This window comes from Saccharicrinis aurantiacus, from assembly GCF_947489045.1.
In the GTDB taxonomy this organism is placed as follows: Bacteria; Bacteroidota; Bacteroidia; order Bacteroidales; family Marinilabiliaceae; genus Saccharicrinis; species Saccharicrinis aurantiacus.
The window spans coordinates 64,931-81,058 of the sequence record NZ_CANLCN010000022.1 but is presented as its reverse complement, the minus strand read 5'-3'; the positions used below and the strand labels follow the sequence as shown (position 1 = coordinate 81,058).

Annotated in this window: 9 protein-coding genes; 1 reads left to right on the top strand and 8 read right to left on the bottom strand. The window is 33.4% G+C overall.

From position 1 onward, the window contains the following. Window positions 1–121 precede the first annotated feature (121 nt). The 6 genes from QMO11_RS19090 to QMO11_RS19065 form a co-directional block, all read right to left on the bottom strand. The gene (locus QMO11_RS19090; RefSeq protein ID WP_282039273.1) at window positions 122–1,141 is read right to left on the bottom strand and encodes a DUF481 domain-containing protein; all 1,020 of its coding nucleotides are present in this window, start codon (window positions 1,139–1,141) and stop codon (window positions 122–124) included. Between the two features lie 193 nt (window positions 1,142–1,334). Further along, a complete protein-coding gene (locus tag QMO11_RS19085; RefSeq protein WP_282039271.1) occupies window positions 1,335–3,839 on the bottom strand; it encodes a glycoside hydrolase family 2 protein in 2,505 nt (834 codons plus the stop codon). A gap of 257 nt (window positions 3,840–4,096) precedes the next feature. Then, on the bottom strand, window positions 4,097–5,281 hold the full coding sequence (locus QMO11_RS19080; protein WP_282039269.1) for a glycoside hydrolase family 88 protein: 1,185 nt from the start codon (window positions 5,279–5,281) through the stop codon (window positions 4,097–4,099). 55 nt (window positions 5,282–5,336) lie between these two features. Then, on the bottom strand, window positions 5,337–6,845 hold the full coding sequence (locus QMO11_RS19075; RefSeq protein WP_282039267.1) for a sulfatase-like hydrolase/transferase: 1,509 nt from the start codon (window positions 6,843–6,845) through the stop codon (window positions 5,337–5,339). Window positions 6,846–6,884: 39 nt separating this feature from the next. Then, window positions 6,885–8,432: a DUF4955 domain-containing protein gene (locus tag QMO11_RS19070; protein ID WP_282039265.1), complete on the bottom strand. Its 1,548-nt coding sequence runs from the start codon at window positions 8,430–8,432 to the stop codon at window positions 6,885–6,887. Between the two features lie 280 nt (window positions 8,433–8,712). Continuing rightward, window positions 8,713–9,591 carry an AraC family transcriptional regulator gene (locus QMO11_RS19065; RefSeq protein ID WP_282039264.1) on the bottom strand — a complete coding sequence of 293 codons (879 nt, stop codon included), beginning with the start codon at window positions 9,589–9,591 and terminating at the stop codon, window positions 8,713–8,715. Window positions 9,592–9,766: 175 nt separating this feature from the next. Between QMO11_RS19065 and QMO11_RS19060 the strand changes: the two genes are divergently transcribed. Further along, window positions 9,767–13,786, top strand: a complete 4,020-nt coding sequence (locus QMO11_RS19060; RefSeq protein WP_282039263.1) for a hybrid sensor histidine kinase/response regulator transcription factor — start codon at window positions 9,767–9,769, stop codon at window positions 13,784–13,786. 7 nt (window positions 13,787–13,793) lie between these two features. Here the strand turns inward: QMO11_RS19060 and QMO11_RS19055 are convergent, their stop codons facing one another. Both QMO11_RS19055 and QMO11_RS19050 read right to left on the bottom strand, forming a co-directional pair. Next, window positions 13,794–14,759: a cellulase family glycosylhydrolase gene (locus QMO11_RS19055; RefSeq protein ID WP_282039261.1), complete on the bottom strand. Its 966-nt coding sequence runs from the start codon at window positions 14,757–14,759 to the stop codon at window positions 13,794–13,796. Window positions 14,760–14,829: 70 nt separating this feature from the next. Beyond that, entirely contained in the window at window positions 14,830–16,035 is a 1,206-nt protein-coding gene (locus QMO11_RS19050; protein ID WP_282039259.1) for an AGE family epimerase/isomerase, read from the bottom strand. Between the last annotated feature and the right edge of the window lie 93 nt (window positions 16,036–16,128).

Genomic DNA, 16,128 nt, shown 5'->3' with positions numbered 1-16,128 from the left:
AATAATTGTGTGCTTAATTCGGACATACTGCAAAACTATGTACTTTTTACTTCAGACCCAACTTTTGCCGGTGATCCAAAGGCACTCTAAAAAGAATGCCTCATCTATATCGTATAAAGACCTACAATTCCCAACCAATTCCACTTTGAATAACATAATCCGTAGTTAGGGCATCTGTTGCGGGTTCATTATCGTAGTTAATAGTAGTACCTAATTTTATATAAAAGTCACGGGGAAGGTCGAGTTTCAAGTCGAATTTAAAATCAGATCTTATCCTACCACTCTCAGTTAAACTAGGATAAAGAATAGCTCCTGTTAGGAAGCTAATATCGCCTGTATTAAACATATTGAATTCTGTACCCAAAAAGGCATCCATACTTTTACGCACAGGATCGTCATTTGTAAATTCCTCGTTATTGTATGCTAGTCCGAGGTTAAGACTCCAATACAATAAATTAGTTTGCACTAAATACTTACCTAAACCTAACTTACCAACGGATCTTAGTTTCAAATTTAATTCGTTATTAGAAGAAAGGTTAACTTCGCCAAGTAAGAAGTATGCCCTAGGTAAAAAGTAATTATACCCTATTATACCATCTGTTCTTTGAATCTTTTCAGTACTATCTTGAGTTGATATTACTTGGTCATACTTTCCTGTTAATGAATAATTATCTGTTAAATACCCTAAATTACTTCGTACATTAAATTGTTGGGCATTTTTAGCCTTTGTATAACTAAATCCTAAATCAATATTTGCTGACATTTTACTCCAAAAATCGGTTTCTATGGATTTTATCCAAACAATATCTTCAGCTTGAACTATAACTGCACCTTGTTCAACATCATTAATAACAATTGTTTTATCTCCTTGACTGGTAAATCCTCCAGTTAAACGAGTTCCATCTGCTAATGTAAATAGATAATAAGCATCTGAATGTATCTGACTGATACCGTCCCATTCAATTTTAAAATCAGAATCAGAGTAATCCGTTTCAACCTGAATTACCCCTCTATTCATTTCTTTTATCTCTCCAACAATATAATTTCCATTATTAAATACTAGCGAATCATTTTGGGAAAAAGCTGAGAGAGAGATACACAGCCCCATAAAAATAAATGATAAAAATATGTTCAATTTCATAGCAGATATTTTAAAACAAACTAAGGTTTTATATTTTGCTAATCAAGTTAGGTAAATTATAATTATAAAAACAAGTTTTAAATTAGGTATTTTACAATACATGTAATATGAATACTAGTTGACATTTAGCACAAAAAAAAGCAGACACGTTAAATATGTCTGCTTTCTCTGTTATTTTGTGTTATTGTAAACCTTAATACCCAAATGCTTTAGGGTGCTGAGTTCCGCTATCATATGTTTTATTATCAATATCATCAAAGAATCGATAGTAGTTTCCATACTTATATTTCGACTCATTCTTTACTCTAACTTCTTTCATCTTGTTAAACTTCTTAGTTGCTTCAGCCTGGTCGCCAATTAAAAAGAAGTAATCATTCTCACTTAATGCATTCCCTTTTTTATCACTCAACTTAAGTGTTACAAAGAATTTCTTGTCAACACTTTTCAACACTTTTTCGTTGATGGCGAATAAGGACTTAGCACTATTAGCATCAATCTTAGCTACATCAAATTTTTGAGTAGATAGAACAGCGCCGGCATCATCTTTTATTTGGAATTCGATTTTACAGTTACTGTAATCCTCATACAAATCGTTAATCACCCATATATTACCAACAAATGGTTCTTTCTTATCCCAACGACGCTTTTTAAACTCAAAATTCACTAACAATGGCTGGTACGCTTTCTTAACAAAGTCGTATGAATTCTTTGGCTTTGCATAGTTATCAACAATCCCCCATTTCATATCTGGCCAATAGGTAATCCAATGGCATAAAGCAATACCACTTAAATTAGGCTTTTGGCGACGGAAATACTCAATACCATTTTGGAAAATAATACCCTGTGCATCTTGTGTAGCATTCACAAACTCATCTAAAGAACCTGTCATTTCGCTATCAAAAACATCCCAGTTTTGCATACGTAAGCGTGTTAAATCAGCCCAATGGTGTCCCCAACTTAATCCTGGAGGCCACATTTCCTCTTCAGGAATAAACTTCTTTAAACTCTCAACCGATGGAACTGAAGTAATGGCAAACTCTGGCACAATAGGAAATTCAAGTGTTTGATACCAATCTTCATGCAAGAATTTACCCATATCGTAGAAATACCTTAGCGCATGAACGGCTTCTTTATTTTTATAGCCAGCCGCTTTAGACACATGACATGTTAATGGTGAATCTGGTACATAAGGTAGCTTCACGTAGTTTTGTAAAGAATCCCCTAAACGCTCTAAGAACTGACGTCCAAATTGAGGATCACGAGTACGTAACATCATTTCTTCTCCACCTTCCATCATAATTAAAGATGGATGATTTCTACGCTCTTTCACTACTTTTACACCTTCGTTAAAAATAGCTGCTAGTTTTTCCTCTTCTGTTGGAATATTACCTGTTCCTAATGGAATCATATCTTGCCAAACCGTCATACCCATTTCATCGCAATACTGATAAAACTCTGGTATTTCTGGCGGATGCCATCCAAAAATACGTATATTATTAAGGTTCGCTTCCTTAGCTAATCGGATCAACTCTTTATATTTTTCAATACCTGAACGACCTACAAAAATATCCGGTGGTCCACCCCAACAAGCTGAACGTATGAAATGAAACTTCCCGTTGATATATGTTGATCGAGGGAAACTCACTTCTACATTTTTCTCAAATCCTGGATTCCACTTTGAAGTAACTTCACGAATTCCAAAAACAGTTTCGTTAAAATCATGATTAACGGCTCCTTCTTTTAATGAAATACGCGTTTTGTATAAGTTCTGATCTCCTAAATCCCAAGGCCACCATAATTTTGGGTCGCTAATGTGTATATTCTTTTCAACTTTATGAACACCTGGCTTAATTGTTTTAGTAAACTCAACTGTCTGATTCTTCATTTTGAAGTTCTTTCCTTCCAATGAAGCAATAAAAGTCATATCACGTGGTTCCGAATCCGTATTTTCAACGGTCATCTCCAATTTTACATCTGCAGATTTATCCTTATTGATGGTAGTATTTGCATACACATCTTCAAAAAGAACTTTACCTGTTGATACCATACGTACCGGTTTATTAATCCCAAATGGAATCAAATCGCGCCAATAATCACCAAACCAAGGTGTTTTTTTACCAGCAACCAAAGCGTTTACTTGTGGTGGTGGAGCCAAACGAACCATTAACATGTTTGTACTCGCCAAATGATCCCATTTGGAAATGCGTAAAGCATCGTTCACATCAAATGAAAATCCGGAAAAGGCACCTTCATGGTGACCTAAAAAATGACCATTTAACCAAACATCACATTCATAATCAACACCTTCAAATTCAATACGTACAATTTGATCATTAATAGGCTCCGTAACCTTAAATTGAATCGAATACCACCATTCGTATTGTTGTACCCATTGTGCTTTTACACTATTACGTCCGAAATAAGGATCTTCAATAACGCCGGCTTTCCATAAATCTGTGTACACATCTCCTGGTACTTGTGCATAATTCCACACCAAGGTTTCAATATCTTCAGGAGGCAGGTTATGCAATCCTTTTTTCACCCCTTCGCCAGGCAACATCATTTTCATGGTCCATCTGCTGCTACTTAAATCGCGAATAAGTTGGTTATTATCTTCATGAGATTCCGTTGTATTTGGCTGCGCAAATAACAACAAAGGCGAAATCATCAGAAAGAACAAATAAGTAATTTTCTTCATTTTATAACAATTTAGTAATGTATTAACAATATCTTAAGTCGTTTGTATTATTAAATAATGGCTCCTATTCATTCATATATACAATCACACTTCAAATTTGAAACTTTAATTACAATGTTACGGGGGGTAAAAAAAGCAATATTGTTACATTTTAGCACCGTTAGTTTTTGTCTAGGTTACTAAATGTTAGTTTTTAAACTGATAGAACTCAATTTGCAAGATTATTAAACTGATATTCAGCATATATAAATAGATACTTAATCCAATCCGAGTAATCGCATTAATGCCTCTACATAGTAATAATCAGCATAATTTAAAGGCACATCAATTTCATTATTATGAGGAATACTTCCGACACTATGCTTTAAAATAAAGCCATTTTCATGGCCTAGCATAGCACGATATTTATCAGAAGATAACTCTTTCAAAATTCCTTTTGCCTTTTCTGAATAATCCTTACTTGTATATTCGTTCAGCTCAATTAAAGCTGAAGCAATAATGGCTGCTGCCGAAACATCACGGGGCTGGTTGGAAATATTAGGGGCATCATAATCCCAATATGGAATATAATCTTGTGGAAAGTTTTCATCGTTAAAAATGAAATTGGCAATAAGTTCAGCTTGCTGCAAATACTTTGGATCGTTAGTAAAACGATAACAAACCGTATATCCATATAAACCCCAAGCTTGACCGCGGGCCCAAGCACTATTGTTAGCATATCCTTGGGCAGTTTGTTTACTTCTCACCTCACCTGTATCAGGGTTGTAATCAATCACGTGAAATGAACTATTGTCATCTCTAAAATGATTCTCTAAAGTGGTATTAGCATGTTCAATGGCTATTTTTTTATATTTAGAGTTTCCCGTTATTTCTGAAACTTTAAACAAAAGCTCTAAATTCATCATATTATCAATGATAACAGGGAACTGCCATCCTCTTTTTGCTTGCCAACCTGCATCAACATCCCACGACTGTATACATCCAACATTGGCATTAAAACGGGTATTTAAAGAATTGGCTGCATCAATTAAAATCTGCTTTGAAGAATCATCTATATTATACTTATAAGCATTACCATAGGAACAATTAAACACAAAACCTAAATCGTGATTATTTGTAAAAAAGCGGTGTTGCTGATAGGTATTCTGTAAAATGAGTGCGCGTTTTTTCCATTTCTCATCTTTCGTAAATTTATATAAGTACCATAGGGTACCCGAAAAGAAACCTTCTGTCCAATCAAAATTTTGATTTGCCCAATGCACTTCTCCTTCAGGCGTTAGAGTGCGAGGAATGCGTTTTATTTCAGCAGCTATTGAACTTATGGAATCAACTTGCTCAGAAGCAAATATTAAGTCCTGATTAAATAATTCTAATTTCGATTTTTTATCTGCACAAGCAGATAGCAAAACAATACTCACAATTAATAAAACCCATTTTATCATGTCAATAATTTTTTGATTCCTACTAATCTTATCCTCGCTTATTTGCGCACACATGTTAATACTCTAAATATTCAGAGCATACTTTATTCTTTGCCCAAACATCGTCAACTTTCTTAAGCTGATTTACCAACTCTTTTTTCCAAACAGAAACCATTTTCTCATTCATAGCGTCACCTGTTATGCGATGAAGTTGATAAGGATCGCTTTTATTATCGTAATAAAAAGCTTCCTTAAATGTAGCTTTATCTGAAGTAGTAACAACAAAAGTATAATCTCCTAAATACAGACCGCGTGAGTAATAATCAAAATAAAGTACTGCCTTTGGCCGTTTTATCTTAGTTGATTTATTTGCTATAATTTCGGAATAATTGTTTCCTTGCACCGAAGCTGGTATTTTATCCTCGAAACCCGCTAATGCTAAAAGAGTGGGCATTACATCAGGTACACTAAGTTTTAAATCTTCAATCCGATGCTTTAATTTGTCTCCCCACTTAATAATAAATGGGATATTAAAGGCTTCACTCTCTGGATATGGTTTTCCTTTATGTCCGTGACTTCCTAACATTTCACCATGATCAGAGGTAAAGACAATAATTGTATTATCGCTAATTTGCATCTCATCGAGCTTGTTTAAAACCTTTCCGATAAAATGATCAACAGCACTCACGTTCGCAAAATAATATGGCGCATATTCTCCCACCAATTTATCTGCATTTGCTCTCAATAGAAGTTGATTCACATCAACTTTGCCATTAACGGTATACTGAGGAAAGAAACGCATGTCTGTACTTTCTTCAGTCCATGGATTGTGTGGCGGATTTAAAGACCAAGTAATAAAGAATGGTTTATTTGTATTTCGCTGATTATGGGAATTGTCAAGATAATTGAGCAAGGCCTCTGTTTCTAATTGCGCATTAAACTTTTTGGGTTGATACAATTCACCATCTAATAAACCATTAATTGCAAGGCTATCATTCGAATAACAAAGAGGATCGTAATGAGTATCCCTCAATATTTGAAAGAAATATTGAAAGCCCAAACGAGATTTACCAGGTGGAACATACGTATCATAAGCATTTATAAAATGACCTCCAGGCACTATATCTGTTCCTCGATAAGTCCCTATTGAATCAAATAAAGGCTCTGTTCGCTGCCAATGGCATTTACCAAAATAAGCAGTTTCGTAGCCTGCCGACGAAAACACATTTGCAATGGCGTTTCCATCTACTTTTATTCCAACAGTTCTATTTTTATGACAATTTGCTGTAAGTCCATTTTTATATGGATAAGTGCCTGTTAGTAACATTCCCCTATACGGACTACATAGCGGAAAATTACTAATCGCCTGACTAAATACGACTCCTTGATTGGCCAACTTATCCAGATTAGGGGAATGAACAGGGTCTGGTTTACCTTGAATGTATTGTGCATTTTTACCCTGCGACCAGAAACCTAAACTATATTGCCGAAACTGGTCGGGAAATATTACAATTACATTGGGCTTTTCCGTTTTTATACAAGAAGTAAATAATAGAATTGATGCAAGGAATAAGCAAATCTTCATTACTATATCTTTAAAAAACATAAACGGTAAATTTTACATTTATTTATATGCTTCTATCCACTTTGGCAATTTACCCAAACGAAGCTTCAGTTGCGATTCCCAAAGCGATTCAGGACTTACCCTTTTCCCTATACTTTCAACAACATCCACATCCTGTTCTTTAAACGTAGTTCCGGCACCATGGAAACCTACAATTATAGGGGGAACTATTTTCCAATACCAAGTTTTTGTATCCCAAAACTCAAAGTTTTCTTCAGCCTCATCAGTTTCTTTAAAATTCCATAATACTAGATACCGACCATGATTGGGGAGATTTTGTCGTGCTCCGCCACCTCTACCTGCAAAAAATCCACCTTCTACATTATCAAACAATGTACAACGTGGCTGCGATGCATGCGACTCGAAACAAGTATAATCAGGATAAGTACAGCGCCAGATAACTGTACCTGTAGTACTCCCGCCTTGCACACCAAATGTATGCCACATACCTGCTAAATCAGTATTATGGGCAATTAAAATACTTGTAGAACCGCCGCCTGCCGAAATAGCGCTATGACCGAAATTGCCTCGTATTGTATTGTTTAAAGCTGTTGAATATGCACTCTGGCTAAAAACAACGGCCCTGCTTACATTCTCGAAACTGCAATCTTTCACCCATGAATTAACACAACGGCTTAAATTTAATATGGTCCAACCGCCATCGTGCTGAGCATTTTTATGATGCACAAAAGGAATCTTCCAATTCCCTTCAAATTTTATATACTCAAAACCAACACCATCAAGATGTGCATAAGAATATAACTCCCAGTTATGTTTAGACTGAACATCATAATGAATTGGCTCAAAAAATGTAACTCTATTATTTTTAACACTCTTTACTTGATGACGCTCATTTACAATAACTCCATCATTTAATATAGACACCCATTCTTTTTCAGGTACCAGAGGTTGTAAATCATATTCAATTAATTCAGGAGCATTATTTTTCACCTTTAAAATTACCCAGTTGCCAGGCTTTATAGCTGATGCATCTGAGACTTCAATTGAGAATGATTCACGCCTTGCATCCGCTATTACTTTTGTTATAAACTTGTCACGGTGCTTTGCATTAACTTTTATTGATGGAGGACAAGTCCATAACTTAGTAGGATCTTCTGCCGGTAAATCTTTATCAAAAAACAATACTGAACCATCAACAGATTCTCCTTCACCTCGAAAAACAATATTTGATTTAGAAACCAATATAGTTTCTAAATCGTCTCCCTCCGTATTAATCAAATATCGGCCTTTAGGAAAAAACACTATTCCACTTCCATTTTTTTCTGCTGCTGATATAGCCTTTATCAAAGCCTGTTTTGATGATTTATTACCTAATTTATCTGCACCAAAATCAACTACATTAAACGTTTTGTATTTAACAATTGGAATGGGTTCTTCTCCATATTTATAACCGGCATAGGAAAAGTTGGGTAATTTAGGCTCTGATCCTCTTTCATAAGCACTTTTGTAATTATTCCATAATTCACTCTCTTGAGAATACAGCAAAGATGTGGATAGCATTAGAACTACTAAAATAACTTTATTCATAGACTATACTTTCATTTTAGGGATTTTGCAGTGCTGTAAAATGAACAACACCTTGCAATATAAGAATTGTTATCCTAAGAAACTGTATGTTTTTTTATCCTTTTACTATTAGTTAAAATGCAATCAAACTAATAGAAACAATACTTAAAAAGTTTCTAAAAATTAAATAAATAGACTATGATTTATTCTGAGAATTACTTTTTTCCCAACTTTAAAATATAGGTACCTAGTCAATTACTCTATATCTCCAGAATGTAAATTAGTATGCTATATCCGTATGCTAAGCAATTGCTTTAACACTCTCAAAATCTTTCCGAAACTCTGTAGGTGTGCACCCTTGACGTTTTTTAAATATCCTGTTAAAGTTGGACAAATTATTAAATCCGCAGATATAACCAATTTCGGAAACCGTTTTGTTAGATTCGATTAAATGACGTGTCGCATAACCCAAACGTATTTCATTAACAAAATCGACAAAAGATTTGCCTGTGCGTTGCTTAATCAAACGGCTAAAAGTAATTGCAGACATACTTATGCTTTCAGCAGTTTCTTCAAGTCTTAGTTTTTTATGAAAATTTGACACAATGTACTTGTAAGCCTTTTCAATTCGTTCGCTATTATAAAAGTCATTTTCGTGATTAAAAGAGAGGTTTGTTAAGAAGCTTTGATTGGCTGAGTTAGCTATATCATATAAAAAGGATTGAAACAGCAGAAATGCTTCGAAGCCCTCGAGTTTTGTTAACTTAATTATTTTATGATGAACTTTATTGATTGTTTCATTTGAAAATGAGATTCCCCTGCAAGAATTATTTAAAAGCTCTTTAATAGGCTTAACATCCTTTTTACAGAGATAACTATTGGTAAATAAATCGCGAGAAAACTGAATGGTAATCTGGCGGTACTTTGAATCTAAATTCATATTTCCATTTTCCCAACCATGGTATAAATTAGGACCCACCATCACCAACTCCATTTCCCCAACTTCGCTTATATGATCACCCACAATTCTTTTTGAACCGGTGCCATTAATTACAAAATTAATTTCAAACTCAGGATGAAAATGAACTGGATAATTAAACGCATTCTGCTTTCTATCTATAATTAAAAAGCAATCACTTTCTTTTAAAGGCGTAATTTCTCTTCTAATTTCAATACACATAATACGACATAGATTGGTGACTAAAACAAAGCTAACACCCTTATGTGTGATCTATTTAAAATCATGTTACATTAACTTCAAATCATGTTACATCTTTATATTATCAAGCCATAAGTAGGCTATAATTCAATAAAATATAATATTATTGTATAACACAGTCCAAAACCTTTTTATTATGTATAAACGCATTGTTTCCATAGTTATTTCTATTGTTTTAGCATGCCAGATTTATGCTTATCCTGATAGACTATACTCAAAAGGCGAAGGCTTAGAGGGCAGTTTCTTCTATAATATTATGCATGACCATAATGGAATTATGTGGATATCGGCCATGACAGGTTTAATAAAATTTGACGGCTACAATTTTAAAATGTATCATACTGATATAAATGATACAACAACCTTAAATTCATCGTTTATACTAACATCATTTACTGATAATAATAACCAACTATGGATTGGTAGTAACATTGGTTTGAATTTATACAATTATAAAAAGGATAACTTTAAACGCCTAAATTTATTACACAACGGTATTGATATAAAAACTCCTATTCAGAAAATACTTCAGTTTGACACGAGAACACTATATCTTATAAGTCACAATGGACTTATTAAAATTGATACAAAAACCTTTAAAACACAATTTTACAATACCTCTTTTAATTCGGATGGATCTCCGGCGTACATTCACATTTATGGAGGAAGTTTAGACTCGAAAAATAATATTTGGCTAGCCACAAACGGTCATGGTATATTGATTTTTAATCCTAAAACAAATCGATTCTACACCTTTAAAGAGTATACGAAGAACACCAACTTTGAGCCCTTTCAGAGCATTCAAACCATTGAATGTTTAGAGAATAACATTATTTGCTTTGGTGGAATTGATGGTAATATTGTTTTATACAACGAATTAGATAACACAATTCAGTGTGCAATAAAAAAACACAACCAGGCATTAGGTGGCATTACTTCCATAACGGAAACCAAGGATGAAATAATTGTGGGAACTGAATATGCCGGAATTCAAAGCATCAATAAAAAAACTCTAATTCTGCAAGATGCCAATAAGCTAGAGAACATCAATAACCTAAATAAGTCATCGGTAATTTGCCAAAAAGATAATGATAATGATTTGTGGTATGCCATTAATTATGTGGGTATTTATCATCAAGTTAACCCTACATTTCCGTTTATAAGCGTTACCCCGAAAAATAGCCAACTAAACCATCATCTAGTAAGAACCATAATTAAAGATAAAAATGAAAACTTATTAATTGGCTCGGATGGTGGCGGCTTAATACACTTGAGTAACGATACCTCGAATGGTGAAACTATCCATAATTATAATTGGAAGCCCTCGGCAATATTGGCTGTTATGAATGATGAGAGCCAAAATTTATGGATTGGCAGTTACAGTAACGGTTTAGGATGCATTAGAGCTAATGATAACACACTGATTAACTATCCTATTGAATCAGATAAATCTGAACGACCGTTAAATTGGATTTTTGATATTGAGGAAGAGGATGATGATCATTTACTTATGGCTACCAATGGATCGGGCTTAGTTCGATTCAATAAAAACACAGGTGAATGGACATCGAAAATAAAATTTAAAACCAATTTTGGAAGCACTGAAACCCTAACTAACTTAAACGACCTTCTGATTGAAGAAAACGGAGATATTTGGATGGCAAGCTACCAAGGCCCGTTAATTTGGAAACAAAAGGAACAACATTTAGTACGCCTGCAGGATGAGTTTCCTATTTTTGAGAACACTCCTGTTTATTGTGTAAAAAGAGGATTCAACAAGCAAATACTTTTAGGAACATTTAAAGGATATTTTGTATTTAACCAAATTACAAACAAACTTGAACACTATAGCACTGCCAATGGCTTGTGTAATAATAAAATTGCTAGTATCATTCCGTATAAAGAAGATGAAATTTGGATATCAACTGCCAATGGCCTATCCAAGTTTAATCCGCAGAACAGAACATTTAAAAATTTTAATCAGTTTGATGGGCTTCCTTTTAACGAATTCTTATCAGATGCCAATTACCAAGACAAGGAAGGCTATATATATTTTGGAGGCGTAAACGGATATATTAAATTTCATCCTGACGAAATAAAATTTAAAAACGTTCACTCAAGACTTCATTTTACCAATTTTAAACTTTTTAATAAAGAGCTTAAAAAAGGTATTTCTGCCGATAACAGGCAGATTTTAAACAAAAGCATTAATGCTACAGATACTATTAACTTACTTTATTCTGATAAATCATTTTCTATTGAATTTGCTGCAATAAACTACATCGCACCCGAAAAAATAAAATACAGATATCAGTTATTAGGATTTAATGATAAGTGGGTTGAAACAAGCTACAAGTATAGAGTAGCCACCTACAGTAATCTGAAACCTGGAAACTACGTTTTTAATGTAAAAACAACCGACACTAATGGGAACTGGCTAAATAATAGCCGAGAGATTATTATCAATATTAAACCTCCATTCGCCTTAAGCTTTTGGGCATACTGCATTTATTTTGTGTTAATTACAAGCATAGTTATTATAATACTTAAGCTATACCGATTTAGACTACGGATGCAGAATAAAGTTTTATTTCAGGAACTAGAAAAACAAAAGCAGCGCAAACTAAATCAGGCTAAGTTCCAGTTTTTTACAAACATATCTCATGATGTAAAAACTCCTTTATCAATGATATCTGCACCTTTGCAAAAGCTCAATAGTACTGATTTAAATTCTGAACAGAGAAAATACATTTCCTATATCAGTAGGAATACAATGCGAATGCAGCGTTTAATCAATCAATTAATCGACATTCAAAAAATTGACAACTCGCAACTACATATCAAACAAGATAGTGTTAATATTAATGACCTTATTCACAATATAATCTCTCTATTTGAGATATCAATAAACAATAACTCAATAAGAGTTGAATTTAGAAATCATCTACAATTTAAAACTATTTGTATTGATGCTGATAAAATAGATAAAGTTGTTTATAACATATTTTCAAATGCAGTAAAATATACTCCTAAAGGCGGAAATATTTCAATTAACATTGAAGAAAATAACAGCATACTAATCCTTTCAATTAATAACTCAGGATCGTATATCCCAAAAGAAAATCGAACAAAAATATTTGATCGTTTTTATCAAGAATCGAATAACGACGGAACTGGTATCGGTCTTCATATTGTTCAGAAACTTGTTGAAACTATTGAGGGTAAAATAAGGGTTGAAAGCTCTAAAAAAACAGGCACTAAGTTTATTTTGTCCATACCTTTTCAAACAAATTCAGAAAATACAAACATTCAAGAAGAAGAGTTTCAGTGCGAATCAATGGAAATAAACAACTCTTCAGAACTAGTTAGCAATAACACTAACACTGAAATCAAAAAGTCAAAGCTTCTGCTTGTTGAGGACGATTTAGATATACTTGAATTTTTAAAGAATGAATTTAACAGTACTTATTCGGTATTTACGGCCAACAATGGTAAGGAAGCTTTAGCATGTGTAGAAACAAATTCTTTCGACCTAATAATAAGTGATATTAGCATGCCTATAATGGATGGTAATCATTTGTGTATTGCCATAAAAGAGAACTTAGAAACCAGTCATATTCCAGTGATATTACTAACTGCAAAAACGGCTGATAAGTTTGTAATAAATGGTTTACGAAATGGAGCCGATGCCTATATAAGTAAACCTTTTAACATTGATATACTCAAGGCCAAAGTACAATCAATTATTGATGGACGAGAAAAGCTTAAGGAAGCGTTTTCGCATACAGTAAGTTTTAAAGCTAAGGAAATGACAGCAACAAACACTGATGAACTTTTTTTACAAAATGCCATTGACTTTGTTAATAATCATCTAGAAGATATAGACTTAACTATTGATAAAATAAGTCAAGAATTAGGATTTAGCAGAACACATTTTTATAGAAAAATTAAAGCTCTCACTAATCAATCCCCAACCGAATTTATTAGAATTATTAGGTTAAAACATGCCGCACATTTACTTGAGAAGAATCAACACAACATCTCTGAAATTGCATATATGGTAGGCTTTAACTCTCACCAATATTTTTCAACCTCATTCCATAAATATTATAAAATGAGTCCGAAGGAATATGCCTTACAGAAGCAAGCTACCTAATGTATAACTAATCAAATATGCTTGCTTTGACAGATGTATTAGCTATACCAAATTCTGAATTAAAAACTTGATCTCCCCAATAGCTTAGAGTTTGCCAATCATTAGGGTCAACTAGATTGAGCCAAGCATTATCTTCGTTATTTCCAGTCCAGGACCATGCAATATATCCATATCCCAATCGGTTGCATGTTTCAAGTATTTTCAGATGATTTACTTTACAGGCTAAGTTATTAATGCCATTTTGAAAGTTATAACCAAACTCTCCAATAATAATAGGCAAGCGTAATTTTTTGGCCTTATTTAATTGGCGGTCGATACTTTCTTCAGAATTCCATGAGCCATACATATGAATGGAAAATAAAATATTATGATTTTTATCTCCATCAATTAGGGCATTTCCGTAGCTCAATATTGGCGAAATATCTTGCCCCCATCCCGATCCGTCAATTACTATTGTAGTACTATATCCTGCTTCACGCAATAAACTTACGGATGACTTGTATGAGCTGTACCAATATTGGTCATCAAGAAGGTGATTGCCCCATTCGTTAGCAATGTTTATTAAAAGGTAATCTTCATATTTCAATAGCATTTCCTTTATATCGCTCTGCGTATAATATTGTACGAGATTAAATAAGGATTGATTTGAACTATCCCCAGTTGCATCGTGTAGTTCAATCATAACTACCATTTCTAATTCAATACATCGTAAAATTATCTTTTCTAGTTCCTCACACTTTCCATTTGTTTCCCACACCACCCTAATACAATTTGTCCCTTTTTGCGCAATACACTCCAAAGCATCATAAGCTTTTTGAGGATACCAAATATTAGGATTATTTACTCCTCTAATAACAAATGGTTTATTATTAGAATCGAGCAATGTATTATTATCTGTTTTAAAACCAGGCTGGGTACACGCTTGAAATATTAATAAAACTATTATTGGAAAATACCTAATTACATTAAACATACTAAACTGTTTAAATTAAGAACAAAATCATCTATAAGTTGATGAGAGTATGGGTTGTCAGTTCATTTCATTAATTTGATCCTAATCGTTTTATAACTTCAATTAAAGCACGTGAATTATGGTAAGGACATTTCCAAAAACCTAATTTAGGATTAAATGTATCCGCCTTTCCATTATCACTAACTTTCCAAAACCATTCCCCTTTTATAGGATCCTTCATAGTACCTATTATATATTGCCAAACACGATTAACATGTTGTAAATAGGCTTCATTATTTGTATTTAGATATGCATCTGTAAATCCAACTAATGCTTCTGCTTGAGGCCACCAATGCCTATCAGTATCCAGTCGTCCATTCTCTTTTTCGTAATAAATACTTCCATCTGGGGCAATCCCCTCGCCTATGGTAACCTCTACCATTTTTATAGATAAATCCATCATACGATTAATATTATTGGTATCATTAATTGCATAGGCCGCTTCGTTTAATAACCAAGCCCCTTCAATATCATGACCATACGATACAATTTGAGAGGTACATGTCCAATCTTCTTGAAAAAATAGATTGAAATGAAAGGTTTGTTTATTGATGATATGCCCTGAAAATAAATCGAGTAAATATTGAATACTCACTTTTAATTGAGAATTAGACCATACTTTATACAAGTTTGTATACGGCTCTATTATGTGTAAATGCGTATTCATCGATTTAGGTTCATTGGCATCTTTTTCACTCAAACGCATATCAACAAGAGGTTCCCAACAATTAGATAAAGCTTCGAAATAACCACCATGTTTGTGATCTTTATAATGCGCTTCGATTATTCGATATAAATCAATTGCATAAACCAAACTTTCTTTGTTACCTGTAACTTTAAAATATTCTGAGAAAGCATAAATACCAAAACCTTGCGCATATGCTTGCTTTCGGTTATTGAGTATTGTGCCATCAAAATTTAAAGACCAGTATAGACCTCCATTCTCCTGATCCCAAAAGTATTTTACTAAATATTGATAAGCTCTATTGGCTAATGATAAGTATCTTTTATCTTTTGAAAAAGCATATGCCGCTGAGAAAGTCCATAATAAACGAGCATTAAGAACGGCCCCTTTTTCTGCTTTATCAGTAACAATACCTAATCCATTTATTTCACCGAGAAAACCTCCATACTTGTCATCTATAGAATTCTCAGCCCAATAATTTAACAGGGCACTTAACTCTAGCTTCATTTCATGAAGCATGCTATCTATATTAATATTGATTAGGTTATTCATAGCATTAATTCTTAAATAGATCATAAATAAAAAGGCCGATAAGTCAATTACTACAATTTGATTTACCGACCTTTATCTACTGAAAAAATCAAT

Coding starts and splice junctions, on each gene's coding strand:
- QMO11_RS19090 (WP_282039273.1), bottom strand. CDS start 1,141: ATGAAATTGAACATATTTTTATCATTTATTTTTATGGGGCTGTGTATC.
- QMO11_RS19085 (WP_282039271.1), bottom strand. CDS start 3,839: ATGAAGAAAATTACTTATTTGTTCTTTCTGATGATTTCGCCTTTGTTG.
- QMO11_RS19080 (WP_282039269.1), bottom strand. CDS start 5,281: ATGATAAAATGGGTTTTATTAATTGTGAGTATTGTTTTGCTATCTGCT.
- QMO11_RS19075 (WP_282039267.1), bottom strand. CDS start 6,845: ATGAAGATTTGCTTATTCCTTGCATCAATTCTATTATTTACTTCTTGT.
- QMO11_RS19070 (WP_282039265.1), bottom strand. CDS start 8,432: ATGAATAAAGTTATTTTAGTAGTTCTAATGCTATCCACATCTTTGCTG.
- QMO11_RS19065 (WP_282039264.1), bottom strand. CDS start 9,591: ATGTGTATTGAAATTAGAAGAGAAATTACGCCTTTAAAAGAAAGTGAT.
- QMO11_RS19060 (WP_282039263.1), top strand. CDS start 9,767: ATGTATAAACGCATTGTTTCCATAGTTATTTCTATTGTTTTAGCATGC.
- QMO11_RS19055 (WP_282039261.1), bottom strand. CDS start 14,759: ATGTTTAATGTAATTAGGTATTTTCCAATAATAGTTTTATTAATATTT.
- QMO11_RS19050 (WP_282039259.1), bottom strand. CDS start 16,035: ATGAATAACCTAATCAATATTAATATAGATAGCATGCTTCATGAAATG.